This window comes from Bordetella genomosp. 13 (assembly GCF_002119665.1).
GTDB lineage: Bacteria > Pseudomonadota > Gammaproteobacteria > Burkholderiales > Burkholderiaceae_B > Bordetella.
Genome location: NZ_CP021111.1, coordinates 1,384,308 through 1,408,998, shown reverse-complemented (window position 1 = coordinate 1,408,998; position 24,691 = coordinate 1,384,308). Strand labels below are relative to the sequence as shown.

At 69.1% G+C, this 24,691-nt stretch carries 21 protein-coding genes; 14 read left to right on the top strand and 7 right to left on the bottom strand.

Features of this window, described 5'->3' with window-relative positions:
* Both CAL15_RS06335 and CAL15_RS06330 read right to left on the bottom strand, forming a co-directional pair.
* On the bottom strand, positions 1-1,668 hold the full coding sequence (locus CAL15_RS06335) for a methyl-accepting chemotaxis protein (protein ID WP_086077801.1): 1,668 nt from the start codon (positions 1,666-1,668) through the stop codon (positions 1-3).
* A 135-nt stretch (positions 1,669-1,803) separates the two neighbouring features.
* Positions 1,804-2,724, bottom strand: coding sequence for a LysR family transcriptional regulator (locus CAL15_RS06330; protein WP_086077800.1), 921 nt, complete (start codon positions 2,722-2,724; stop codon positions 1,804-1,806).
* A gap of 147 nt (positions 2,725-2,871) precedes the next feature.
* Here CAL15_RS06330 and CAL15_RS06325 point away from each other — a divergent pair, with 147 nt between their 5' ends.
* From CAL15_RS06325 to CAL15_RS06310, 4 genes are all read left to right on the top strand, one after another.
* The gene (locus tag CAL15_RS06325; protein ID WP_086077799.1) at positions 2,872-4,035 is read left to right on the top strand and encodes an acyl-CoA dehydrogenase family protein; all 1,164 of its coding nucleotides are present in this window, start codon (positions 2,872-2,874) and stop codon (positions 4,033-4,035) included.
* A 7-nt stretch (positions 4,036-4,042) separates the two neighbouring features.
* A complete protein-coding gene (locus tag CAL15_RS06320; RefSeq protein ID WP_086077798.1) occupies positions 4,043-5,431 on the top strand; it encodes an MmgE/PrpD family protein in 1,389 nt (462 codons plus the stop codon).
* Between the two features lie 207 nt (positions 5,432-5,638).
* Positions 5,639-6,166, top strand: coding sequence for a DUF2844 domain-containing protein (locus tag CAL15_RS06315; protein WP_086077797.1), 528 nt, complete (start codon positions 5,639-5,641; stop codon positions 6,164-6,166).
* A 14-nt stretch (positions 6,167-6,180) separates the two neighbouring features.
* Entirely contained in the window at positions 6,181-7,464 is a 1,284-nt protein-coding gene (locus CAL15_RS06310) for a DUF3443 family protein (RefSeq protein ID WP_086077796.1), read from the top strand.
* Positions 7,465-7,481: 17 nt separating this feature from the next.
* Here CAL15_RS06310 and rph read toward each other — a convergent pair whose 3' ends face one another.
* On the bottom strand, positions 7,482-8,228 hold the full coding sequence (gene rph, locus CAL15_RS06305; protein ID WP_420042537.1) for a ribonuclease PH: 747 nt from the start codon (positions 8,226-8,228) through the stop codon (positions 7,482-7,484).
* Positions 8,229-8,353: 125 nt separating this feature from the next.
* Here rph and CAL15_RS06300 point away from each other — a divergent pair, with 125 nt between their 5' ends.
* The 6 genes from CAL15_RS06300 to CAL15_RS06280 all read left to right on the top strand — a co-directional run bounded on the left by CAL15_RS06300 (position 8,354) and on the right by CAL15_RS06280 (position 13,496).
* Positions 8,354-9,301: a YicC/YloC family endoribonuclease gene (locus tag CAL15_RS06300; protein ID WP_086077795.1), complete on the top strand. Its 948-nt coding sequence runs from the start codon at positions 8,354-8,356 to the stop codon at positions 9,299-9,301.
* A gap of 166 nt (positions 9,302-9,467) precedes the next feature.
* A complete protein-coding gene (locus CAL15_RS24360) occupies positions 9,468-9,653 on the top strand; it encodes a hypothetical protein (RefSeq protein WP_157666611.1) in 186 nt (61 codons plus the stop codon).
* 18 nt (positions 9,654-9,671) lie between these two features.
* Complete coding sequence (locus tag CAL15_RS06295) at positions 9,672-10,580, top strand: EamA family transporter (protein ID WP_086077794.1); 909 nt, start codon at positions 9,672-9,674, stop codon at positions 10,578-10,580.
* A gap of 131 nt (positions 10,581-10,711) precedes the next feature.
* Positions 10,712-11,449, top strand: a complete 738-nt coding sequence (locus tag CAL15_RS06290; RefSeq protein ID WP_086077793.1) for a class II aldolase/adducin family protein — start codon at positions 10,712-10,714, stop codon at positions 11,447-11,449.
* A gap of 78 nt (positions 11,450-11,527) precedes the next feature.
* Positions 11,528-12,514 carry a tripartite tricarboxylate transporter substrate binding protein gene (locus CAL15_RS06285; protein ID WP_157666610.1) on the top strand — a complete coding sequence of 329 codons (987 nt, stop codon included), beginning with the start codon at positions 11,528-11,530 and terminating at the stop codon, positions 12,512-12,514.
* A gap of 10 nt (positions 12,515-12,524) precedes the next feature.
* Positions 12,525-13,496, top strand: a complete 972-nt coding sequence (locus CAL15_RS06280; RefSeq protein ID WP_086077791.1) for a ketopantoate reductase family protein — start codon at positions 12,525-12,527, stop codon at positions 13,494-13,496.
* Between the two features lie 46 nt (positions 13,497-13,542).
* Here CAL15_RS06280 and CAL15_RS06275 read toward each other — a convergent pair whose 3' ends face one another.
* Both CAL15_RS06275 and CAL15_RS06270 read right to left on the bottom strand, forming a co-directional pair.
* Positions 13,543-14,820 carry an amidase gene (locus CAL15_RS06275; RefSeq protein WP_086077790.1) on the bottom strand — a complete coding sequence of 426 codons (1,278 nt, stop codon included), beginning with the start codon at positions 14,818-14,820 and terminating at the stop codon, positions 13,543-13,545.
* Between the two features lie 161 nt (positions 14,821-14,981).
* A complete protein-coding gene (locus CAL15_RS06270; RefSeq protein WP_198299159.1) occupies positions 14,982-15,914 on the bottom strand; it encodes a LysR substrate-binding domain-containing protein in 933 nt (310 codons plus the stop codon).
* A 186-nt stretch (positions 15,915-16,100) separates the two neighbouring features.
* On the opposite strand from CAL15_RS06270, the gene CAL15_RS06265 reads away from it, so the two are divergent.
* Genes CAL15_RS06265 through CAL15_RS06250 form a run of 4 tightly spaced genes read left to right on the top strand, consistent with a single transcriptional unit; the run spans position 16,101 to position 22,845 of the window.
* Positions 16,101-17,102, top strand: a complete 1,002-nt coding sequence (locus CAL15_RS06265) for a Bug family tripartite tricarboxylate transporter substrate binding protein (RefSeq protein WP_086077788.1) — start codon at positions 16,101-16,103, stop codon at positions 17,100-17,102.
* 36 nt (positions 17,103-17,138) lie between these two features.
* Positions 17,139-17,615, top strand: a complete 477-nt coding sequence (locus tag CAL15_RS06260) for a (2Fe-2S)-binding protein (protein ID WP_086077787.1) — start codon at positions 17,139-17,141, stop codon at positions 17,613-17,615.
* Complete coding sequence (locus CAL15_RS06255) at positions 17,612-20,602, top strand: c-type cytochrome (RefSeq protein ID WP_086077786.1); 2,991 nt, start codon at positions 17,612-17,614, stop codon at positions 20,600-20,602. Before CAL15_RS06260 ends, CAL15_RS06255 begins: the two co-directional genes overlap by 4 nt.
* A complete protein-coding gene (locus CAL15_RS06250; protein WP_086077785.1) occupies positions 20,599-22,845 on the top strand; it encodes a xanthine dehydrogenase family protein molybdopterin-binding subunit in 2,247 nt (748 codons plus the stop codon). Before CAL15_RS06255 ends, CAL15_RS06250 begins: the two co-directional genes overlap by 4 nt.
* Before the next feature lie 28 nt (positions 22,846-22,873).
* Here CAL15_RS06250 and CAL15_RS06245 read toward each other — a convergent pair whose 3' ends face one another.
* Both CAL15_RS06245 and CAL15_RS06240 read right to left on the bottom strand, forming a co-directional pair.
* On the bottom strand, positions 22,874-23,572 hold the full coding sequence (locus CAL15_RS06245) for a class II aldolase/adducin family protein (RefSeq protein ID WP_086077784.1): 699 nt from the start codon (positions 23,570-23,572) through the stop codon (positions 22,874-22,876).
* A 48-nt stretch (positions 23,573-23,620) separates the two neighbouring features.
* Positions 23,621-24,577: a helix-turn-helix domain-containing protein gene (locus CAL15_RS06240; RefSeq protein WP_086077783.1), complete on the bottom strand. Its 957-nt coding sequence runs from the start codon at positions 24,575-24,577 to the stop codon at positions 23,621-23,623.
* Positions 24,578-24,691 lie beyond the last annotated feature (114 nt).

The following is a 24,691-nucleotide window of genomic DNA, read 5'->3' as shown; positions in this document are numbered from 1 at the left end:
TCAGGCCGGCAGGTACTTCGGCTGCACGCCCAGGCGCGGCGCGGCCCCGGCGTAGACCGCGGCGGGCGCCCCGGCACGCGGCGCCTCGTCGGCCGCCGCATCCTGCTCCAGCGTGAACACCGACACGGCCTGGCGCAGCACGATGGCCTGTTCCGCCAGCGAGGCCACGGCGGCCGCGGTCTCTTCGACCATCGCGGCGTTCTCCTGCGTGTTGCGCTCGATCTCGGCCACCGCCTGGTTCACGGCGGCCACGCCTTCGGCCTGCTGCGCGCTGGCGTCGGAGATGCCGGCCACGATGCCCGTGATGCGGTCCACCGACTCGACCACCTGCTTCATGGTCTGGCCGGCGTTGCCCACCTGGCGCACGCCCGCGCTCACGCGTTCGCTGGCATCGTCGATCAATTCCTTGATCTCGCGCGCGGCCTGCGCACTGCGCTGCGCCAGCGTGCGGACCTCGCCCGCCACCACCGCGAAGCCGCGGCCCTGGGCGCCGGCGCGCGCGGCCTCCACCGCGGCGTTCAGCGCCAGCAGGTTGGTCTGGAAGGCGATGCCGTCGACCACGCCCACGATCTCGGCGATACGGCGCGAGGCCGTGGCGATGCCTTCCATGCTGCCCACGGCCTCGTCGACCGCCGCGCCGCCGCGGCGGGCCAGTTGCGAGACCTCTTGCGCCTGCTGGTTGGCGGTGCTGGCGTGCTGCGCATTGCCGGTGACGGTGGCCGCCAGTTCGGTAAGGCTGGCGGCGGCTTCCTGCAGCGCGCCGGCCTGGCGCGAGCTGCGGTCGGACATGTCATTGCCCGCCTCGGCGATCTCGCCAGAGCCGGCATGGATCTCTTCGACGCTGTGGCGCACGGCCGCCACGGCGTCGGTCAGGCCGCTCTGCATGCGGCCCATGGCCGCGTACAGCACGCCGATCTCGTTGTTGCTGCGCACCGTCAGCTTGCCGGTGAGATCGCCGTCGGCGATGCGATCGAACTGCTTGCCGGCCTCGGTAAGCGGCCGCAGGATGCCGCGATGGAACGCGACCCGCACCACCAGCGCGATCAGCATCACGCCAGCCACCATCAGCAGCGCCGCGATCATCGCGCGACCCTGCATGCTGGCCGCGTCCTCGACGGCCGTGCGGCCGACGGCGCGCGTGTAGCCCTGGTACTTGTCGACAGCCGCGATGTAGCGCTCGCCGACCTTGGGCATGACGTTGTCCGCCAGCTTGTTGGCCTCGATACCGTTCCAGCCCGAAATGGCCTTGTGCAGGGGCCCCATGACCTCGGCATCCAGCGCCTGGCTGGCGTCCATGACTTCCTTGTACAGCGCCGCACCCTCTGCGTCGCCGTCGGGGTTGTCGGCCAGGCGCTTGCGGCTGGCGCGCGCCGACTCGAGCAGCGCGCCGGCGCGGGCCAGCGCCTCGTCGCGCGGCGCCTCCTGCCCGCCTTCCATGTAGGTCTTGGCCACGGCCAGGTCGGCCCGGGCCTGGAAGAGCCGGCTGCTGAGATCGCTGAGATCGCTGGCGCGCTCGATGTTGACGCGGCCCAGTTGTTCGATCGCCCGCTGGTCGCCGCGCAGGATCCAGATCGCGGCCACCGCGGCAATGGCGAACAGCGCCACGAACATGACGAGCGTGGCCGTCAGAGCCGTGCTTACCTTCAGACCATTCAAACTTTTACTCATATACACCTGCCAGAATCCGCGTGGAGAGGCCACGGGGTTGCGCGGATTGTGCAACGCAACTTTGGCAGTTTCTTGACACTAATTTACGTGTCTGCCCTCTGACAGGCGGATGTCGGCGTCATTTCTCAAAAACCGTCACGCGTCGCCGCGTTCCGTCGGCGGCACGTCGTCGATCAATGCCTGCACCAGGTCGCGGGCGAAAGCCGGCAAGGCCTCGAGGTCTCTCACGCAGATGTGCAGGCGGCGCAGCGCCCAGGCATCCGTGAGCGGCACGATGGCGATGGCGAGCGAGCGCGCATAGCGCAGCGCCACCGATTCGGGGATGACGCCGATGCCCACGCCGCTTTCGATCATGCGGCAGACCGCCTCGAAATTGCCGACCTCGACGCGGAAGCGGAAAATGCGGCCCAGCGCGGCGGCCGCCTGCACCAGGAAGGGATGGATCGCGCTGGCTTCCGACAGCCCGACGTAGTCGTCGTCGAGCGTGTCGGCGAAGGCCACCGCGCGCTCTCCCGCCAACGGATGGTCGCCGCCCGTGACCAGCACGAGGCGGTCGTTGCGGTATGGAATGAACTGCAGCTTGGAATCCGCCGCATTGCCAGTGGCCGCGATGCCGATGTCCGCAGACCCTTCGGCCACCGCGCGCACCACCAGATAACTCAGGCGCTCGCGCAGTTCGACGTTCACGTCGGGGTGCGTGGCCAGGAAGCGGCTGAGCACGGCGGGCATGAACTCGGTCATGGCGGTGGTGTTGGCCAGCACGCGCACGTGCCCTTTCACGCCCCGCGCGTACTCCTGCATGTCGCCGCGCAGCTGCTCCACCTGCTGCATCACCGTGCGGGCATGGCGCAGCAGCGCCTCGCCCGAGGGCGTCAACGTGGCGCCCTGGCTGGAGCGATACAACAGCTGCGTACCGAAGTACTCCTCGAGGTTCTTCACACGCGTGCTGGCGGCGGGCAGCGACAGGTGCGACTTCTCGGCGCCGCGGGTCAGGCTGCGCCAGTCGCCGATGTGGACGATCAATTGCAGGTCGGTCAGGTCGAAATGCGCAGCCATCGCGGCCGGTCTCCTCTTCGGGAATCGAAAACCCGGTATTCGGCAATCCTAAATTGGCATTGCCCGGGGGCATGGGGCAAAGTGGCAGCCTGCCCTGGCCCATGCTGGGGCCATCATAGAAGATTGCCGAACCCCACACGCATTCCCATGTCCGATACCTCTCTGCACGCCTACGAAGACATCCGCGGCGCCGTGCGCGACCTGTGCGCGCAATTCCCCGCCGAGTACTTCCGCAAGATCGACGAAGCACGCGGTTATCCCGAGGAATTCGTGCGCGCGCTCACCGAGGCCGGCTGGCTGGCCGCGCTCATTCCGCAAGAGTACGGCGGCTCGGGCCTGGGCCTGACCGAAGCCTCGGTCATCATGGAAGAGATCAACCGCAGCGGCGGCAACTCGGGCGCATGCCACGGCCAGATGTACAACATGGGCACGCTGCTGCGCCATGGTTCGGAAGCGCAAAAGCGCGAATATTTGCCGCGCATCGCCAGCGGCGAACTGCGTCTGCAGTCCATGGGGGTCACCGAGCCCACCACCGGCACCGACACCACGCGCATCAAGACCACCGCCGTCAGGCGCGGCGATCGCTATGTCGTCAACGGCCAGAAGGTGTGGATCTCGCGCGTCCAGCATTCCGACCTGATGATCCTGCTGGCGCGCACCACGCCGCTGGACGAAGTCAAGCGCAAGGCCGACGGCATGTCGATCTTCATCGTCGACCTGCGGGAAGCCATCGGCCGCGGGATGGAGGTGCGCCCCATCGCCAACATGGTGAACCACGAGACCAACGAACTGTTCTTCGACAACCTCGAGATCCCCGCCGAGAACCTCATCGGCGAGGAAGGCAAGGGCTTTCGCTACATTCTGGACGGCCTGAATGCCGAGCGCGCCCTGATCGCGGCCGAATGCATCGGCGACGGCTACTGGTTCGTCGACAAGGTCTCCGCCTATGCCAAAGAGCGCGTGGTGTTCGGCCGTCCCATCGGCCAGAACCAGGGCGTGCAGTTTCCCATCGCGCGCGCGTACATCAACGTCGAGGCGGCCAGCCTGATGCGCTACGAGGCCTGCCGGCTGTTCGATGCGGGCCAGTCCTGCGGCACGCAGGCCAACATGGCCAAGCTGCTCGCCGCCGACGCGTCGTGGGAAGCCGCCAACGCCTGCCTGCAGTTCCATGGCGGCTTCGGCTTCGCGCACGAATACGACGTCGAGCGCAAGTTCCGCGAAACGCGCCTGTACCAGGTCGCGCCCATCTCCACCAACCTGATCCTGTCGTACGTGGCCGAACACGTGCTGGGATTGCCCCGCTCCTTCTGAGGTCATCATGACGGCTACCGCGCCCGCCGCCGCACGCGCCACGCATCCCAGCGCCGAGCTGGCGGCTTTTGCCGCCGGCCTGCGCTTCGAACAGATCCCGCCGGCCGTCCTGCGCCGCACCGAAGACCTGCTGCTGGACTGCCTGGCGTCCATCCTGGCTGGCGCCCGCACGCGGCCCGTGCAGGCCATCGAACGCTATGCCGTCGCGATGGGCCCGCAGAGCGGCCCGTCCGAAATGTTGACCGCGCGGCGCGGCACCTCGCCGGTGTTTGCCGCCATGGTGAACGCCGCGGCTGCGCACGTGGTCGAACAGGACGACGTGCACAACGGTTCGGTCTTCCATCCCGCGGCCGTGGTGTTCCCGCCCGTGCTGGCGTTGGCGCAGGCGCTGGGCCGTTCGGGCAAGGATCTGCTGACCGCCGCGGTGGCCGGCTACGAGGTCGGCATACGCATCGGCGAGTTCCTGGGGCGCTCGCACTACAAGGTGTTCCACACCACCGGCACGGCGGGCACGGTGGCGGCCGCGGCGGCCGCGGGCCGGCTGCTGGGACTGGATGCGAACGTGATGCTGCACGCGTTCGGCTCGGCCGGCACGCAGGCCGCGGGCCTGTGGGAATTCCTGCGCGACGCGGCCGACTCGAAGCAGCTGCATACGGCCAAGGCCGCCTCGTCCGGACTGGCGGCGGCGTGGCTGGCGCGCGAGGGGTTCACCGGCGCGCAACGCATACTCGAAGGGCCGCAGGGCATGGCGGCGGGCATGTCCAGCGATGCCGACCCCGCGCGCCTGACCGATCGGCTGGGCGAGCGCTGGGCTTTGGTGGAGACGTCTTTCAAGTACCACGCCTCGTGCCGCCACACCCATCCCGCGGCCGATGCCCTGCAAGAAGCCATGCGCGCCAACGGACTGCGCGCCGACGACATCGAGCGTGTGGTGGCGCACGTGCACCAGGGCGCCATCGACGTGCTCGGGCCGGTAACGGATCCGCGCACGGTGCATCAGTCGAAGTTCTCCATGGGCACGGTGCTGGCGCTGATTGCGCGCGGCGGCCGCGCGGGCCTGGCTGAGTTCGACGCCGCGCTGCAGGATCCCGCGGTGGCCGAGTTCCGCGACCGCGTCGAGATGCGGCTCGATGCGGACGTCGACGCCGCCTACCCCACGCGCTGGATCGGCAAGGTCACCGTGCACACGCGCGACGGCCGCGAACTGCATGCGCGCGTGGACGAGCCCAAGGGCGATCCCGGCAACACGCTCAGCCGTCCCGAGATCGAGGACAAGGCCCTGAGCCTGGGCACCTACGCGGGCGCGGCCACGGCCGACGAAGTGCGCGGGCTGATCCAAACGGTGTGGGGGCTGGAGCGCGCCGAACGGGTGAGCGCGCTGTTGCCGTCGGCCTGAATGCCACAGCAGCGGCCGGCGGCGGCATGGGGCCTTACGTGGCGTACGCATCGAACTGATCGCCACACGCGGTAACACCACGGCTGCACGATGGCGCCGCCGGTGGGATATTCTTTCGCGGTGCGGTCACGACACCCATCGAACTTTGGTGCGGACTCGCGCCGCCCGCCGCACACGGGCGTGCGGCGACCTGCCTCGGGGATATCCATGAAGAACCGGCATCCTGCGCTACCGGCGGGTGCATCGGCCAAGGCCGCGCCAGCCGCCGCGCTGGCTGCCTCGCTGGCCGCCGCGTTCGCCGCCGCACTGGCGTGCGCCGCATTGCCTGCGCATGCCGAACTGGGCGGCGCGCCGACCTGGCCCGCGCTGCAACCCGAAGGGCGCCAGTCTCGCGCCCTGGCCGCGTCAGCCGCGCCGTACGACGTCGTCGAAACCCATCTGCCCTCCGGCACCGTAGTGCGCGAGTACGTGTCGCCCACCGGCATGGTGTTCGGCATCGCATGGGAAGGTCCCGAGATGGCGCCGCTGAACACGCTGCTGGGCGCGTACTTCCCTACCTATCGCCAGGCACTGGACGCCCGGCGCGCCGCCCGCCACGGCGGCGCGCCGGGTCCGGTCGAGATCGATCAGGCAGGGCTGGTGGTGCAAAGCGGCGGGCACATGGGGTCCTTCTCGGGCCGCGCCTATCTGCCCGACGCCATCCCGCAGGGCGCCGACGCCGCCGCCATTCGTTGAACCGGAGTCCGAAGATGCGCAAGACGGCCTGGATATACGCTGCCTGCCTGACCGCCCTGCTTTCCGCCTGTGGCGGCGGCGGCGACGACGATGGCGACAGCGCAAGCCCCACACAGATCACGCCGGCCCCGCAGGAGGCGCCGGCCGCCGGCGGCCCGTCGGCCACGCCCAGCGACAGCGCGGCGCCGAACGCCATCCCGGTGACCGTGGGCAATGCGCCGGGCCGCCCGCGCAACTTCCCCGTGGTCAGCGTCACCGTGTGCGCGCCGGGCAGCAACGCGGGGGCCAGCTGCGCCACTATCGACAACGTGCTGCTGGACACCGGCTCGTATGGCCTGCGCCTGTACGCGTCGGCCATTCCGGCCGACACGCTGGCCGCATTGGAACCGCAGCGCATCGCCGGCGCGCAAGTGGCAAGCTGCGCCATCTTCGTCGACAGTCATGCATGGGGCACCGTGCGCAATGCCGACGTGCGCATGGCCTCGCAAGTGGCGCAGAACGTGCCCATCCACGTATGGTCGGATCCCGGCCTGCCGGCAAGCTCGCCGGCGGCATGCCAGCTGAATTCATCGATGGACACCGTGGCCGACCTGGGCGGCAACGGCATCCTGGGCGTGGGCGTGGCGCCGGCCGACTGCCCCGGCTGCAGCATCGCGGCCAGCGGCCAGTTCTATTACTCGTGCACGGGGGCGGTGTGCACGCCCGCCATCCAGCCCCTGGCCAACCAGATCGGCAACCCCGTGAGCCGGTTCGCCGACCACAACAACGGCATCGTGCTGCAGATGGAACCCATCGGCTCCGGAGGCAAGAGCGTTGCAACCGGTACGCTGGTCTTCGGCGTGGACACCGCCGCCAACAACGTGCTCGCGGGCCGCGGCGCGACGGTGCTGCGCACGGACGGCAGCGGCGGCTTCGAGGCGGTCTACAAGGGCGTGCGCATGCGGGCCTTCACGGACTCGGGATCGAACGGCTACTTCTTCGGCGATGCCGACCTGCCGCACAGCCGCATCAGCCCGGACTTCTACGCGCCCGAGGCCACGCAGTCGCTATCGCTGTGGGTGCTGGACCGCAACGCGGCCGCCGGCACGACGGGCGCGGAATTGCGCTTCGACGTCGCCAACGCCGACAGCCTGTTCGCCACCGGCAATGCCGCATTCAACAACCTGGCGGGCGACGTCCCCGGCGCCTTCGACCTGGGCCTGCCGTTCTTCTACGGCCGGCACGTGTACTACGGGCTCACCGGTCGCGCATCGGCGGGCGGGGGTTCCGGGCCTTATGTGGGATACGCGCCGCAGTAATGCGGCGCGCGGGCCCTTTATGCAGCCAGGGCGGCCCGCTGCGCCTGCACCAGCTGCGCGATGCCGCCTTCGGCAAGCGCCAGCATCGCGTCCAGTTCGGCGCGGGTGAACGTGGCTTCCTCGCCGGTGCCCTGCACTTCGACGAAGGCGCCGCCGCCGGTCATCACCACATTGACGTCGGCCTGGCAGGCCGAGTCTTCTTCGTAGTCGAGATCGAGCACGGGACGTCCGCCCACCAGCCCCACCGACACGGCGGCCACCGCATCGCGGATGGGGTTGCTTTGCAGTTCGCCGCGGCGCATCAGCAGCGCGATGGCATCGGAGGCGGCCACCCATGCGCCCGTGATGCTGGCGCAGCGCGTGCCGCCGTCGGCCTGCAGCACGTCGCAGTCCAGGTGCAGCGTGCGCTCGCCCAGCGCGGACAGGTCGACCACGGCGCGCAGGCTGCGTCCGATCAGCCGCTGGATCTCTTGCGTGCGGCCGCTTTGCTTGCCGCGCGCGGCCTCGCGGTCGCCGCGCGTGTGCGTGGCGCGCGGCAGCATGCCGTACTCGGCCGTCATCCAGCCCTGCCCCTTGCCCTTCAGGAACGGCGGCACCTTGTCCAGCACGCTGGCCGTGCACAGCACGTGCGTGTGGCCCGCCTTCACCAGCACCGAGCCTTCGGCATAGCGCGTGTAGTTGCGCTCGAGCGAGTACGGACGCAGTTCGTCGGGACGGCGCCCGGAGGGACGAGCGGACGGGATGGTGGCGATGGGATCGGTCAAGGGGACTCCGGCAAATGGCGGATGAGGATCCTGTAATTGTACGGGGACGCCGATGGTATCCTGACCCCTTGAAACGGCGCCGGCAAACGGCCCAGGGCGCCGTCCCAGATTGACCAGGACAAACCATGATCCGTAGCATGACCGCCTTCGGCAACGCCCGAGCGGACCTCGAACAAGGCTCGCTGGCGCTTGAACTGCGCAGCGTCAACAGCCGTTATCTCGACCTGTATTTCCGCCTGCCCGACGAACTGCGGCACACCGAGACGCCGCTGCGTGAACTGCTTACCGCCAACCTGGCGCGCGGCAAGGTCGAGGTGCGGGTCTCGTACACCCGCGCCGCGAGCGCCGAACTGAATACGCTCGACCCGGCCTGGCTTCAGCGCCTGGCCGCGCAGCTCGAAGCGGCCCGCCAGATCCTGCCCGAAGTCGCGGCGCCGCGCCTGGCCGAACTGTACAACTGGCCCGGCCAGCGCAACGCCGATGCGCTCGACCCGCAGGTATGGGGCGCGGCATGCATGCAGGCCGCGCAGCAGGCGCTGTCGCAGATGCAGGAAGCCCGGGCCCGCGAAGGCGAGCGCCTGGCGGCCATGATGCGCGAATGCGCCGAGGGCGTGGCGCGCATCGTCGATGGCGTCGAAACCCACCTGCCCCAGTTGCTGGCCGACCACCGCGAGCGCCTGGCCACCAAGCTGCGCGAGTCCGTGGAATCCGCCTTTCCGGGCGGCTTCGCCAACATCACCGGCGCCGAACTGTCCGAACGCCTGGCCCAGGAAGCCAACCTGTTCGCGCTGCGCATCGACGTGGCCGAAGAACTGTCGCGCCTGCGCTCGCATTTGGAGGAACTGCGCCATCTGCTGGGCGACGGCAGCGGCGCGGCGAAGTCGTCCGGCGGCAAGCGCGGCGGCCCGGCGGGCGGCAGCGCCGGCAAACGGCTGGACTTCCTGTTCCAGGAAATGAACCGCGAAGCGAACACGCTGGGCTCGAAGGCCGGCAGCATGGAGGTGACGCGCGCGGCCATGGACCTGAAGCTCCTGATCGAGCAGATGCGCGAGCAGGCGCAGAACATCGAATAGGCTTCGATCCTTCCCGCCTCAGGCCGCGTGCCGCTCGGCCTGAGGCTTCCAGCAGCACCGCGCACAGCGCCAGCGCTTTCGCTTGAGGCGCCTCTTTGCGCCAGTTCAGCCGCGTCTTCACGCGGCTGAACTTTGCTCCCGGCGCGATCCTTGACGAATACCCTCCGTGCTCACCCTGGCCGGCATTGCCATGGTCATGGCCGGCGTGCTGATGGTCGTCGATGGTCTTCGACCCAAACCGCCGCACAAGCCGCCGACCCCGGACACACGAGCATGGCGAGGTGACATCATGCCTTCACCGCTCGCCCAGGACTATGCGATATCGTGGCGTTCCGCTTCGGACGACCGGTGAGCCCTGGAGAACCCAGCATTGAAACCGAACGCAGCCCTCATCCTGGCGACGGCAAGCGGCGTGACCGCCAACGTGCTGCTGGGCGCATCTTCCCTGTACTGGAAAGAGCTGGGAAGCATCGCGCCGCAGACCCTCGTTGCGTACCGGGTCCTCGTCTCGCTGCTGACGCTGCTGCCGCTCATGTGGGCTGCCGGGCTGCTTCGGCCGCTGCGGACGAAAGTCACCCGGCGCGTCATCGCTCTGCACGCAGCGGCCTCGGTGCTCGTGGCGACCAATTGGGGAACCTTCATCTGGGCCTCCATCCATGGGCACGTCGTGGAAAGCGGCCTGGGCTATCTCGTCGCGCCCTGCATCGCGATCACGCTGGGCATCCTGGTGTATGGCGAACGGGCCGGCCCTTGGCGTGTCGCCGCCCTGACGGTCATTGCCGGCGCAATCTGCCTGCTGTTGACGCACAGCGGGGAACTGAACCACCGCGTCTATCTCATCATCGGACTGACCTGGGGACTGTATGCATGGCTGAAGAAAATGACGCCGCTGGATGCGTTCAGCGGCCTGCTGCTGGAGACCCTGGCCCTTGCGATGGCGTGCGCGGTCCTGCTGGCGGCATCGCAGTTGACCCTGTCGCTGCCCGCCGGCCTGGACCGATGGACCTACTACCTGCTTGCGGCCTGCGGCGTGGTGTCGCTGCTGCCCTTGGCCCTGTTCGCTTTCGCGGCCAATCGGCTGCCATTGATGGCCATGGGTTTCCTGCAGTTCGTACTGCCTACGACCCAATTGGTCATTGCGATAGGGATCTATCGTCAATCCGTTTCCCCGACCACCTTGCTGATCTTCGGTGCGATCTGGCTGGCGTTGATCGCGATGGTATTGGGGCCGCTGGTGTTCCGGTCCCAGACTGTCGCTGCGCGGCGTAGCGAGAGATGAACAGCTGGGGTATGTCCCAGTACGCTCCGTACCAAAATCGGTACTAATCTCTTTAAAGAATCAACCCTGCGAACTCTTGGGCGGGCGTTGCCTTTTTCGATCCAGTATCGATACATGCGTGCGGAGGCTTCATGTCGTCAATCACCACCGCTGAATGGCAGGCCCGCGTAGACCTCGCGGCGTGCTACCGGGTACTCGCCCATCTGGGCGTCAGCGACCTTACCTACAACCACCTGTCCGTGCGCGTGCCCGGCGAGCCGGACGCCCTGCTGGTCAAGCAGGCCACGGAAATGTTCGACGAGGTGACCGCCTCGTCATTGCGCAAGTACTCGCTGGACGGCACGCCGCGCCATGACGGCCCCGCCTTGAAGGGCGGCAGCCTGGTCATCCACGCGGGCATCCTGGAGGCGCGCCCGGACATCAACGCGGTGTTTCACACGCATACCACCGCGAACATAGGCGTCTCCTCGCAGAAGCAAGGGCTGTTGATGATCAATCAGCACGCCATCAAGTTCTACAGGCGCCTGGCCTATCACACCTTCGGCGGCTTCGAATTCAACATGTCGCAGCGCGCGCCGCTGATCGAAAGCCTGGGCCCGCACCGTGTCGCCCTGCTGCGCAATCACGGCGCGCTGGTATGCGGGCGCACGCTGGGCGAGGCCATGGTCGAGCACCAGTACCTGGAGATGGCGTGCCGCGGCCAGATCGCGGCGCTGTCCGGCGGCTGCGAAGTCACGCTCATTCCAGATGAAGTGGCCGAGTACGGCGTCACCCAGGTGACCTTCGACGATCCGCAGGCAGCCGGCGCCAAGGACTGGGCCGCCTGCCTGCGGCTGGCGCACCGGCTCGACCCATCGTTCGCGCTCTGACGCGCCGCCGAAAACCTGACCGCGCGCCATCTCGCCATCGCGCCAGACCACATACGAACCGACAAGGGGAAACCAGCCGTGAATCGCCATTTGAAGTTATGCGCCGCCGGATTGGCGGCGGCCGCCGCGATGGGCCTGCAGCCCGCCCATGCCGCTGACGGCGGCTCTGCCTATCCCGCCACGCAGGTGCGCATCGTCGTGCCGTTCCTGCCCGGCGGCGGCAACGACTTCCTGGCCCGCGACATGGGCCAGGCGCTGCAGCAGTCCTATGGCCAGAGCTTCGTGGTGGAGAACAAGGCGGGGGCCGGCGGGCTGATCGGGTCCGACGCCGTGGTCAAGTCCAAGCCCGACGGGTACACCCTGCTGATGGCGGCCAACACGGCGGCCATCGTCGACGCCACCGCCTCGAAGCCTCCCTTCAGTCTCGAACGAGACCTGACCGGTGTCGCGATGATCGCCAGCATGCCGATGCTTCTGGTGGTGAATCGCGACCTGGGCGTGGACACGACCGCGCAGCTCATCCAGCTGGCCAAGGCCCAGCCCGGAACCCTGAACTTCGCAAGCTCGGGCCCCGGCACGGTGCAGCACATGGCCGGCGCGCTCTTCAGCGCGGCCGCGGACGTGAAGATGGAACACGTGCCCTTCAAGGGCGCGAGCCAGATGATGCCCGAGCTGCTGGCCAACCGCGTGCAGGTTCTGATAGGCCCGGCGAATTCGGTGCTGCCGTACGTCAAGTCCGGCCAGTTGAAACCACTGGGCGTGACCAGCCGGGAACGCTGGAAGGCGATGCCCGAGGTGCCGACGCTGGCCGAGTCGGGCGTGCCCGGCTACCAGATCGACCTGTGGTACGCGGTGCTCGCGCCCAGCAAGACGCCGTCCGAGATCATCGGCAGACTGAACCAGTCGATCAACGCGTACCTTCGGGATCCCGCCACACACACCCGCTACGAAGCCCAGGCGCTGACTCCATGGATATCGACGCCGGAAGAGGTGAACGCCCTGATCCAGCGCGACGTGGCGCGCTGGAAGGCGGCCGCGGCCCAGATCGACCTGAAGCTCGACTGAAGGACGCGCAATGAAAATATGCGTATTCGGCGCGGGAGCGGTTGGCGGGCATCTTGCGGCCAAGCTGGCGCGCGCGGGCCTCGACGTCTCCATCGTGGCCCGCGGGCCGCACCTGCATGCGATCCAGCGCAACGGCCTCACGCTGAAGTCCGCCGACGAAACCTTCACCGTGCGCCTGCGCGCGACCGACGATCCCGCCCAGCTCGGCGCCCAGGATCTCGTCATCACGGCGATGAAGGCGCATTCGCTGCCGGCGGCGGTCGACGGGCTGCAGCACCTGCTCGGCCCGGCCACGCCCGTCGTCTATGCGGTCAATGGCGTGCCGTGGTGGTACTTCCATGGCATGGGCGGCGCGCTGGACGGACGCCGCATCGAACGCCTGGACCCCGGCGGCGCGCTGGTCGGGAAAGTGGGCCTGCGACGAGTGATCGGCGCGGTGATACGGTCGCCCAACGAAGTGGTGGCGCCCGGCGTCATCGAGTCGCGCAGCGCCAACAACTCGTTGATCCTGGGCGAACTCGACGGCAGCATCACCGAACGCCTGCAGGCATGCTGCGACACGCTGGGCGCGCATTATGGCGCCGTCACGCCGACCAGTGACATCCGCCAGGCGGTCTGGGACAAGCTGCTGCTCAACGTCGTGACTTCGCCCATCGCATGCCTGGCGCTGGCCACGTCCAAGGACATCTCGGACGATCCAGGACTGGTGGCGCTGTACCGCAGGCTGGCCGACGAATGCATCGCGATCGCCGCGCGCCTGGGGATCGTCCTGGCGCCGGATATCGATGCATTGCTGCGACAGGGGCGCGCGTTCGCCCATCGGCCGTCCATGCTGCAGGACCTGCTGGCGGGACGGCCCCTGGAGATCGACGCCCAACTGCTTGCCGTGCAGGACATCGCGCGCCTCGTCGAAGTCGACACGCCGATGATGGATGCGATGTTCGCGCTGCTGCGGGCACGAACCCGCCCGCAGGCCGCCTGATCGCAGGCCGGCAGGTCTCGCTTATCCGGTGGGCCCGGAGGCAAGCCTAGGCAGCAGCCTGCAGCAATGGATGCAGCGCCCTGCCCCAGGCCAGCAGGTCGTGGTCGGACTCGAAGCGGCCGACCAGCTGCACGCCCACGGGCAGGCCCGCCGGCGTCTTTCCCGTGGGCAGGTGCAGGCACGGCCAGCCGAGCACGGACCAGATGCGGTTGAAGGCGGAAGTGCCGGTACTCTCGAGCCCGCGCGGCGCGGCGCCCGGCGCGCTGGGCGTCAGGACCAGGTCGGCATCGCCGAAGAGACGTTCCCATTGCATGCGCCATGTCGCCTGCAGGCGGCGTTGCTCGAAATAGGCCTGCGTGGAGACGTCGAAGCCCAGCCGGACTGTGTCGCGCAGGCCGGCGCTGAGCTGCTCGGCGCGGCGCCGAACCACCGGCTCGAGGCTGCGCGCGAACTCGTAGTGCATGATGACGCCGTGCATGCGCGCGAGATCATGGGCCTCGTCGAATGGAATGTCGACGCACTGCACGCCGTGGCGCTGCAGGGCCAGGCATGCTGCGCGCAAGGCATCCGCGCTTTCGAGCTCGAGCGCCTGGTCGGGGCTGGAAGACACCACTGCCACGCGCCGGGGCAAGGCCGCGCCGCCGGCGCCGGAAGGCGGATATGGCAGCAGTATGCGCGCGATCGACTGGGCATCCGCCACGCAGCTGGTATGCCAGCCGATGACGTCGAGGGACTCGCACGTCAGCGCCAGGCCATCGCGGAACACCCCGCCGAATGAAGGTTTGAATCCCACCACGCCGCAGTATGCGGCGGGGCGGATCATCGAGCCGCCCGTCTGCGTGCCCAATGCGAAAGGCACCATCCCCGCGGCGACGGCGGCCGCCGATCCGCTGGAAGATCCGCCCGGCGTGTGGTCGGGTGCATGAGGATTCCGGGTAGGACCGGGCGCGCGGAAGGCGTACTCGGCGGTCACGGTCTTGCCGATGGGTACCGCCCCGGCACGACGCAGCAGGCTGACGCAGCTTGCGTCGAAAGCCCTGGGCTCGTCCGGCGTGGCCGTCGAGCCGCAGCGGGTAGGCATGCCGGCTACGTCGATGACGTCCTTGACCCCGAAGGGAACGCCGCACAAAGGCAGGCTGTCGCCCGGCGGCGTCTCTTCTTGGCGTAAAGCATCGGGAGTGGCGACGTGAGCCCAGGCGCGAACGCCGGCATCGCGGGCGGCCACGTGCGCCAGCGCGGCCTTTACCGCTCGCCACGGATGCGTGGCGCCGTCGTGGGCGAGGGATTCCAGGGTGGCGCCCGACTCGGTGCCGAAGCCATGCATAGGCAGATCCTTGCTTCATCGCTCGACGCAGCGCCGAGCAGCGTGCGCGTCAGGCCGAGAATGTTATCCCAATTTTGGCACAAACCCGCGCAGGGTAAACCCTCAGAGGGCGGGATGCGCCGGCCAGGCATGAGAAAAATTCGATCCGTCTGGACAAACGCTTACCGTGCCAGGGCGCCGCACAGCCAGTCCGCGAAAGCGCGCACGCGGGGCGGCGCTCCTCGCCGCGCGAGCAGGTAATACGACGCCTCGAGCGGCACCGAGATGTCGAAGGGCGCCACGAGCGTGCCATGGGCGAGCTCCGCCCGGCACAGCGCCGGCGTCGTTACCACCAGCCCTTCGCCGCGCACGGCGGCCTCGATGGCCAGGGCCGCATGGGTGAACCGATGCCCGCGGTCCGGCGTGGAGGACTCGATGCCGGCCGCCCGCAGCCATTGCTGCCAGAAGGACATGCCGCCGTACTTCAGCCCGCGTTCGTCGTGCAGCCAAGGCAGGCCCGACACATCGGCGGGCTTGCGCAGCGCGCCTTTTCCTTCGAGCAGCGCGGGGCTGCAGAGCAGCGTGATCGACAGGGGCATCAGCTCGCGCACCTCTACGTCCAGCGGCGGCTTGCCGCCAAACAGGATGACTACGTCGGAGGTATCGACCCATTCCCGCAGGACGGACGCCTCGTCCTTGGCGGAGCGCGAGGCCAGCCAGGGCTCGCGCATCCGCGTGGTGACGTTGAGGTCCACCTCGGGGTGCAGCGCCAGGAACTGGTGAGTGATCGGCATCAGCAGGCGCAGCGTGAAGGATGGCGGCGCGCTGACGGACAGCACGCCCATCTCGCGGAACTCCGACAGGGCGTCCATCGCCTGGGCCAGGTTTTCGAAGCCGTTTCTCAGCGGCTGCAGGCAGCTGCGGGCGGCCGCGGTCAGCGCCAGGCCACGGTGCAGGCGCTCGAACAGCACGACGCCGAGCATGCTTTCCAACTGGTGGATCTGATGGCTGACGGCGGTGGGCGTGACGTGAAGTTCCGCGGCGGCTGCCTTGAAGCTGAGGTGGCGCGCCGCCACCTCGAAGGCTCGCAGCGCGGTCAGGGGAAGCTGCGACACATGCATGGCACGGATGAGAAAAATTTGGCGACGGACAAGAATAAATCGTTTGACCCAATTTTGGTACGAATTTAATGTTCCGGCTTCCGGGATCTTCCGGGAGACGATCCCATTTTCTTCGTCCTGACCCGCGCAAAGAGAAATGCGGGCTGCAAGGGGACGATATCGCCTTATCGGGAGTGACGAATGTTCAAGGCCGTATCCCGCGCAGCCGCCCGCTGCGCTTTGCTGTCACCTGTCTTCTGTGCCGCCCTCGCGGCCGTGCCCTCCTCGGCGCTCGCCGCGGAGCCCGCCTATCCCACCGAACGCCCCATCACGCTGGTCCTCGCTTATCCGCCGGGCGGCGGCGTGGACACCGTCGGGCGCCTGCTGGCGCGGCAGCTCGAGAACACCCTGGGCCAGACCGTCGTCGTCGAGAACCGCCCTGGCGCGGGCAGCATCATCGGCACCAATGCGGTGACGCGGGCCAAGCCGGATGGCTACACCCTGCTGCTGGCCGACCCCGCGCTGGTGATCAACCCGAGCCTGATGGCCAGCGTGCCTTACGAGGTGAAGCGCGATCTCGCGCCTGTCTCGACGGTCACCAAATCGCCGTTGGTGCTCGCCGTGCCGGTGTCCTCCAAGATCCAGTCGCTGGGCGACCTGATCGCCGCGGGCGCGAGCGGCGGCGCGTCGCTGAACTACGCGTCGGCCGGCCTGGGAACGACGCCGCACATGTCCGGCGAACTGCTGACGCTGCGCACGAAGGGCAAGTTCACCCACATTCCGTACAAGGGCAGCGGCCCCGCCATGACGGACCTGATCTCCGGCCAGGTGGACTTCGCGTTCGCCACGGCGCCCGCCACGATCCAGTACATCTCGCAGGGCCGCCTGCGCGGCCTGGCCGTCACCGGCACCGAACGCAGCAAGTTCCTGTCCGACCTGCCCACCGTGGCGGAAACGCTCCCGGACTTCGGCGTGTATTTCTGGACCGCCCTGTTCGCCCCGGCGAAGACCCCGGCGCCGGTGCTGGACAAGCTCAATGCCGCGGTGAAGAGCGCCCTGGACAGCGCCGACATGAAGGCAGCGCTGGAGCGCGCGGGCGAGACCGGCTCGTACATGACGCTGGCGCAGACCGCCGACTTCGTCGACAGCGAGACCGCCACGTGGAAAAAGGTCGTGACCGACGGCAAGATCAAGCCGGACTGACGCACGGCAAGGCCAGCCATCCGCCGCAGGAGCCCCATGCAGTTCGATCTCGATGTGAACGGCCGTGTCCGGCAGGTCGACGTAGAGTCCGACACGCCCCTGCTGTACGTCCTGCGCAATGACCTTGCGCTGAACGGGCCGAAGTATGGGTGCGGCCTGGGCGAATGCGGCAGCTGCACCGTCCTGCTGGACGGCAAGCCGGCGCGATCGTGCGTCGTGCCGGTGAAGGCGGCGGCGGGACGGGCCGTCACCACGCTCGAAGGCCTGGGCGACCGGGACGCGCCGGGCCTGGTGCAGAAGGCCTTCATCGATGCCCAGGCCGCGCAATGCGGCTACTGCATCAACGGCATGATCATGACCGCGCACGCGCTGATCGCCCGCAACCCGCATGTGGGCCGGCGCGAGATCGAAGACGCGCTGCGCTACAACCTGTGCCGCTGCGGCACCCACCATGAGATCGTCGAGGCGGTGGCGCTGGCCGCACGCAGGGCCTGTACGAAGGAGCCGGAATGAGCGAGCCGATCCGGTTCCAGGGCGAGACATCAGCCGCGAAGTCGGGAGCGTCGCAGGTCGGCACGCCGGACGCGGGCGCGCCGGCGGACGAGGCACCGGCCGGCGCCATCGACGGCGCCTGGACGGGCGTCGTCCTGCGGCCGCCTCGCTGCAGCTGGGACGGACTGCGCTATCGCGGCTCGACACTCGTCGAGGTCGACCGCCAGTCCATTGCCGGGCTGGATCCGGTCCAGCTTGTCCATCTGGGCGATTTCGTGGCGGTCGCCTCGCCCGACGCCGAGCTGGCCGCGGCGGCGGCGCAGCGGCTCGGCGTCCGATGGCGCGAGTCGGGGGACGCCGTATCGACGACGCCACCACCGCCGGGCAACGGCGCGCAGCGACGCTATGGCTGGCCGGGCGCCATGCCGGACGTGAACGGCCCGGCGCAGGCATGGGCCTGTTGGACCGAGCGCGGCGAACTCGACATTCGAGCCGAAGCGGTCCACCCTGGCCGGCTGCGGCGCGAACTGGCCGGACTGTTCGACCTGCCTGCGGATCGTATCCGGATCCTGTCGCGCAGCGGACAGCACCCGGAAGGTTCCCCACAAGTGGGCACCGCACGCCATGGACACGATGCGGCCATAGAGGCCGCCCTGATTGCCCGGGCGATCGGCCGCCCGGCGCGGGTGCTCGCCCACCCGCCGCAGACGGCGCCCACACTGTCCATTGGCCTGCGGGCGCATGTCCGCGCCGACGGCCGCCGGGCCTGGACCATGGCGCCGGACCTGCCCCTGGGCTCCCGGCCGCCATGGGCGACGCCTGCCGCCGGCGTCACGCCGGCCGGCGGCGCTTCGCCGGCGCCCACGGTCGCCATGCCGTACGGCATCGCCTTCGATATCGAAGCCGCCAGGCGCGATGTGACGCCGCACCTGGACGTGGAAGCGCAATCGGCCGACGTCGCGGCGACGTTCTCCCTGGAGTCCTTCGCCGATGAACAGGCGCGGGATGCCGGCGTCGATCCGGTGCAATGGCGGCTGGACCATCTCGAAGACCCGCGCGGCCGCGCACTGATCCGCGCCGTGGCCGCGAGCGCGGGATGGCCACTGGCCGGGAACGGCAATCCGCGCAGCGCGCCGGCGCCTATGCATGGCCGCGGTTTCGCCTACGCCAGCACGGTGGACGTCGATGCGCAGCCGCCGGTACGCGCGTGGTCGGCCTGGGTGGTCGACCTGAAGGTCGACGCTTTGGCCGGCCGCATCGACATTGCGAGGCTCACCGTCGGCCATCATGTCGAAGGCTTGAAGACCGCTGACGAGCACGGTCCCGACCTGCATGCGCGCCTGGCCGCGGCCGCCACCCGGCTGCTGGGCAGCAGCCCGCGAGCCCATGACGACTGGACCGCCGACCCGGCCACCACCGCGCCGGCCGTTCAGGTGGTCGACCTGGCGTCTGGAACCGACAACGCCGTACCCGCGGACCTGTCCCGCAGCGCGGCGCTGACGCTGCCGCTGGCCGCGGCCATCGCCAACGCGATCCACGACGCCACCGGCATCCGGATGCGCGAGCCGCCTTTCGAAGGCCTGGCCTTGCAGCGCGCGGCGTTGGCGAATCCGGACGAGGCCTCGCCCTCGGCCGCCATGACGACCGCGCGCAAGCCTTGGCGCAAGGCGCTGGCCTGGGCCGGCGCCGCCGCGACGGCCGCGATGGGTATCGCCGCCACCGCGCTACCCTGGCGCCCGGCCATCGCGCCCGTCGCGCCCGATCTCACTCTCTATTCCAGCGCGGCGATCGAGCGCGGCCGCCTGATCGCCGCGGCCAGCGACTGCGTGGTCTGCCACACCGCGCCGGACGGCAAAGAGAATGCCGGCGGGCTGGCGATGGAGACGCCGTTCGGCGTCGTCTACTCGACCAACATCACGCCGGATTCCGATACGGGCATCGGCAGCTGGAGCTACCAGGCGTTCGAGCGTGCCATGCGCCATGGCATAAGCCGGGATGGGCGCCACCTGTATCCCGCCTTCCCCTACACCTCGTTCGCGAAGTTCTCAGATGGCGACATGCAGGCGCTGTATGCCTTCCTGATGACGCAGCCGCCCGTGGCGTCTCGACCGCCGCGCACCGAACTCGCGTTCCCCTACAACCTGCGCCCGCTGATGGCCGGCTGGAACCTGATGTTCCACGACGCCGCGCCCTTCGTTCCCGACCCGTCGCGCTCGACCTTGTGGAACCGCGGCGCCTACCTGGTGAATGGCGCCGGCCATTGCGGCGCCTGCCACACGCCGCGCAACGCGTTCGGCGCGGAGAAGCGCGGCCCGCTCGAATACCTGGGCGGCGCCACGGTCGACCATTGGGACGCGCCCGCGCTGAACCGCTTGTCCACCGCCGCGCAGCCCTGGACCCGCGACGATCTCTACGTGTACCTGCGCACCGGCCATTCCGAACGCCACGGCGTGGCCGCCGGGCCGATGGCGCCCGTGATCGCGGGCCTGGGCGCCCTGCCAGACCAGGACATCCTCGCCATGGCCACCTACCTGACCGAACTGCCTGGCGGCGCCGGCGGCCGCGAGACCGTTGCCGACGTCCAGGCGCCGCAGTCCCTGCCGACCACGTCCAGCGCGACGGCCCCCGCGCCGGACCAAGCGCACCTGTACGCCCTGCCGGGCCAGCGCATCTACGAAGGCGCGTGCGCCGCCTGCCACGATCCCGGCCGCGGCATGCCCCTGTTCGGCGTGCGACCGGACCTGGCAGTCAACACCAACCTGACTGCGGCCCGGCCCGACAACCTCGTCCAGGTCATCCTGCACGGCATCGACAAGCCCGCGTCCGATGAGCTGGGCTACATGCCGGGCTTCGCCGACACCCTGAACGACACGCAGATAGCCGATCTCGTCCACTACCTGCGCGCGCGGCACGGCGGCGGGGCGCCCGCATGGAACGACGTCGAGAACACCGTGGCGAGGATCAGGCACGCCGCGCCCGCGGCGACGGCGGAGGGGGCCATGCCATGAGCCAGACAGACCATGCCGTCACCGGCTTTCCGCTGGAGACCGCCACACCGCGGGACGCGCCCGTCTCTCGCGAACGATTGAACGCGCAGGGCGAGCCGCCGCCGCGCCACGCGGTGAATCGCGTGGCCAGGAACAGGGTCGACACCTACATCGAGATCACCGACCAGGGCGAGGTGATCGCCGTCAATGGACACGTGGACCTGGGCACCGGCGTGCGCACCGCCTTCGCGCAGATCGTCGCCGAGGAACTGGACGTGCCGCTTGCGCGCGTGCGCATGGTGCTGGGCGACACGGATCGCAGTCCCGACCAGGGGCCGACCACGGCCAGCGCATCGATACAGAGCGCCGCCGTACCGATGCGGCGGGCCGCCGCGCAGGTTCGCCAGGCGCTGCTGGCGCGCGCCGCCTCGCGATGGAACTGCGCGGTGGATGCGCTTGCCGTGGCCGAGGGCGTGGTGCGCGGCCCCGGCGGCGCCTGCGCCACCTACGCGGAACTGGCGCGGGGCCAGCGTTTCGACCTGGACGTCGATGCCGATGTGCCGCTCAAGCCTTCGGACCAATACCGCATCGTGGGCCGCAGCGTCCCGCGCGTGGACATTCCTGACAAGGTCACCGGCGGCCTGGTCTTCGTGCACGATCTGCGCGTGCCCGGCATGCTGCACGCGCGCATGGTGCGTCCGCCCTATCGCGGCCGCGACGCGGGCGCGATGATCGGCCAATCGCTGTTGTCGGTCGACCGGGACTCCGTCGCGCACATTCCCGGCCTGGTGGCGGTCGTGGTCAAGGGCGACTTCGTCGGCGTCGTCGCGCGCCGCGAGGAACATGCGATCAGGGCGGCGCGCCAGCTGATAGTCCAGTGGCGCACGCCGCCCGCCCTGCCCGACCTGAACGACCCCGAGTCCGCGGTGCGCGCCAACCCTTCGGCCGAGCGCCTGCTGCGCGAGACAGGCGACGTCGACGCGGCCCTGCAGCGTTCCGAAGGCGCCCATGCCGCGACCTATGTCTGGCCCTACCAGATGCACGGATCGATCGGACCCTCCTGCGCCGTGGCCGATTACCGCGACGGCGCGATCACGGTCTGGAGCGGCACGCAGAACCCGCATTTCCTGCACGTGGACATCATGACCCTGCTGGGCCTGCCGGACGCCGCGGTCCGCATCGTGCGCATGGAAGCCTCGGGCTGCTACGGCCGCAATTGCGCCGACGATGCCGCCGCGGAAGCCGCGCTGCTGTCGCGCGAAGTCGGCGCTCCGGTGCGCCTGCAGCTGATGCGCGAGGAAGAGCATTCCTGGGAACCCAAGGGCACGACGCAGGTGATGGACGTGCGCGGCGCCGTCACCGGCCCCGACACGCTGGCATATGCATTCACGAATCGCTATCCGTCCAACAACGCGCCTGTCCTCGCCCTGATGCAGACGGGCACCCTGCCCGCGGACCCGATCGTCGAGCACAAGGGCGACCGCACGGTGGTGCCGCAGTACCGCTGCAGCGACGCGCGCATCGCGGTGCAGGACATGGCGCCCATCGTGCGCGCGGCCTGGATGCGGGGCGTGTCCGCGCTACCCAATGTCTTCAGCCACGAGTCCTTCATCGACGAACTCGCCTTCCGCCACGGCGAGGATCCGCTTGCCTTCCGGCTGCGGTTCATGGAAGACGCGCGCGCCCGTGAATTGAGCCAGGCCGTGGCCGCGCGCGCCGGATGGCAGCCCGGTCCATCGCCCCGCCGAGCGGCCGATCCGCGGCGGCCGCATATCCGGCTGGGACGCGGCTTCGCGCAGCACCAGTACGTGCACGGCACGTTCCCCGGCGTGGGGTCGGCCTACTGCGCCTGGGTCTGCGACGTGGAGGTCGACATGCGGACGGGCGTGGTGCGCGTGGCGAAGGTATGGGTGGGCTATGACTGCGGCATGGTGATCAACCCCGCGGGCGTGCGCCACCAGATCCACGGCAATGTCATCCAATCCGTCAGCCGCGCGCTGATCGAGCAGGTCGCTTTCGACCAGAGCGGCGTCGTGTCGCGCGAATGGGGCGCCTATCCCATCCTGCGCTTCGGCGACCTGCCCGAGGTGGACGTGCTGATCATGCCGGCCCAGGACAGGCCCCCGCTGGGCGCGGGCGAATCGGCCTCCGTGCCCAGCGCCGCCGCGATCGCCAACGCGATCTTCGACGCTACCGGCGTGCGATTGCGTCGAGCGCCGTTCGATGCGGCTCGCCTGCGCAGAGCCCTGGAGGAAGCCGCTTAGCGCGGCGCGCGCCGCGCCGCCCTTAGGTTCAGGCGTCGCGCGCCCACAGGTCCCATGCGCGGTCGACGGCCGCCGGCGGCACCTTGGCCGCCATCTCGATCTCGCCCGCAGTCAGGCCGTGCACGGGGCCGAGCGCCATGGCGCGGTACTGATACTCCGCATTCTTGCAGGCGGCCACCGCGCGGAACACCATTTCCTTCAAGCGGAGGCCCACCACCGTCGCGCCATGATGCCGCATCAGCACCATCGAAGCCGAACCCAGCGCACGCGCGAGCGAGGCGCCTTGGGCGCCGTTGGTCACCAGCAGGTTCGTGTCGCCGAACTCGTCGCGGCTGTCCCACATCGGCACGTGGCGACCGATGAGCGCGCCGTGCTGATAGACGGGTACCACCGGCAGCCCGGCAACGCAGAACGGCATGACCGAAGGACTGTGGTGATGGCAGATCGCCAGGACATCCGGCCGGGCGCGATAGATCTCGCTGTGGATGAAGCGCTCGCTGTACTGGGGCCGCCCCACCCCGTCCACGGGCACGGCGTCGGCGTCGTATTCGAGGATGTCGTCTGCCTGCACCAGTTCGGGCGCCTTGGACTGCGACAGCAGGAAATGGCCGTCCCGGTCGGGATGCCGCACGCTGACGTGGCCGAAGGCGTCCAGCACGCCGGCATTGGCCAGGATGTGATTGGCCAGCACCAGTTCGGCGCGGCAGGTCTGTTCAGTGGAGGTCATAGGCGGACACCGATAAGGGTTGAGGCCGGCCGCCCATGCGGCCGCGCGCTACTTGGCCGCGCGAGCGGCGCCTTTCTTGCGTTTGGGAGCGAGAGCCGGCTCCACCTCCCGGGCTTGAACCGGCATCGCATCGGACTCGAGCAGCGACCGCAGGTACGCCGCGGCCGCGTCGCCCTTGATGGCCGTGCGCCAGGCTTCCTTGACGATCTTCTCGTGCAGCTTCAGCGCTTCGGGCGCGGACGTCAGCATGGCCACGCCCACCCGAATGTTCGGCTGCTCGCCCAGGCGGAACGGGCTGATGGTAAGCGTGCTGCGGTCGGCCTGCCGGAAGATCTGGAAACCGTTGTGAGGCAGGATGTCCGTCGCCAGCCCGATCTGCACGCCCAGGTTGTCCGCCTCGAGCAGCGTCGCCAGGTGTTCGATTTCAGAGCGCGCCCAGGCGAGCCGCTCGCGGCGCACGGCCTCGGGCAGATCGCGCCGGCCCATCAGCCCCATGTTGAGGAAGCGCGCGATCTGTTCGGCGGAAATGAGGTTGACGATGCTGGGGCGCCGCCGCATATAGGTCTGCTTGCGGGCCGCCAGTATCTCGATCACCTGGGTCACGTCCGCCAGATATCTGGCGCGCTGCGCATAGTCATCGGGCACGGACTCGCGCAGCGACTTCTCCAGCACCGTGATGAAGCGATCCGAGGCCAGCAGGAACGACACGGGGCTGGCCAGCACGATGATCTGGTCCGCCCGTTCTTCCAGCTGGCGCGTGCGCTCGAAATAGCTGACGGCCGAGGCCATGTATTCGATGCCCACGCCCAGCAGGGTCGGCATCGACACTTCGAGCAGTTCCGACAGGCGCTCGAGCGTGTCGATTTTCGCGATCTCGCCTTTTTCGACGCGGTACAGCGCCGTGCGCGAGATGCCGATCCGCTGCGCCACTTCGTCGGCGCTGTAGCCCGAGGCCATGCGGAAGGCCTTCACACGTTGGCCGATCTCTTCATATTGCGTGGGCATGCGAATGCTCCGGTGGTGTCGCGCCGGCGGCCGCGGGCCGCCGGCCGGGTACGAATAATACAACGCTGCACCAATTTTGGAACACCGCCGCGCCCGCGACCGCACGGCCTCGGA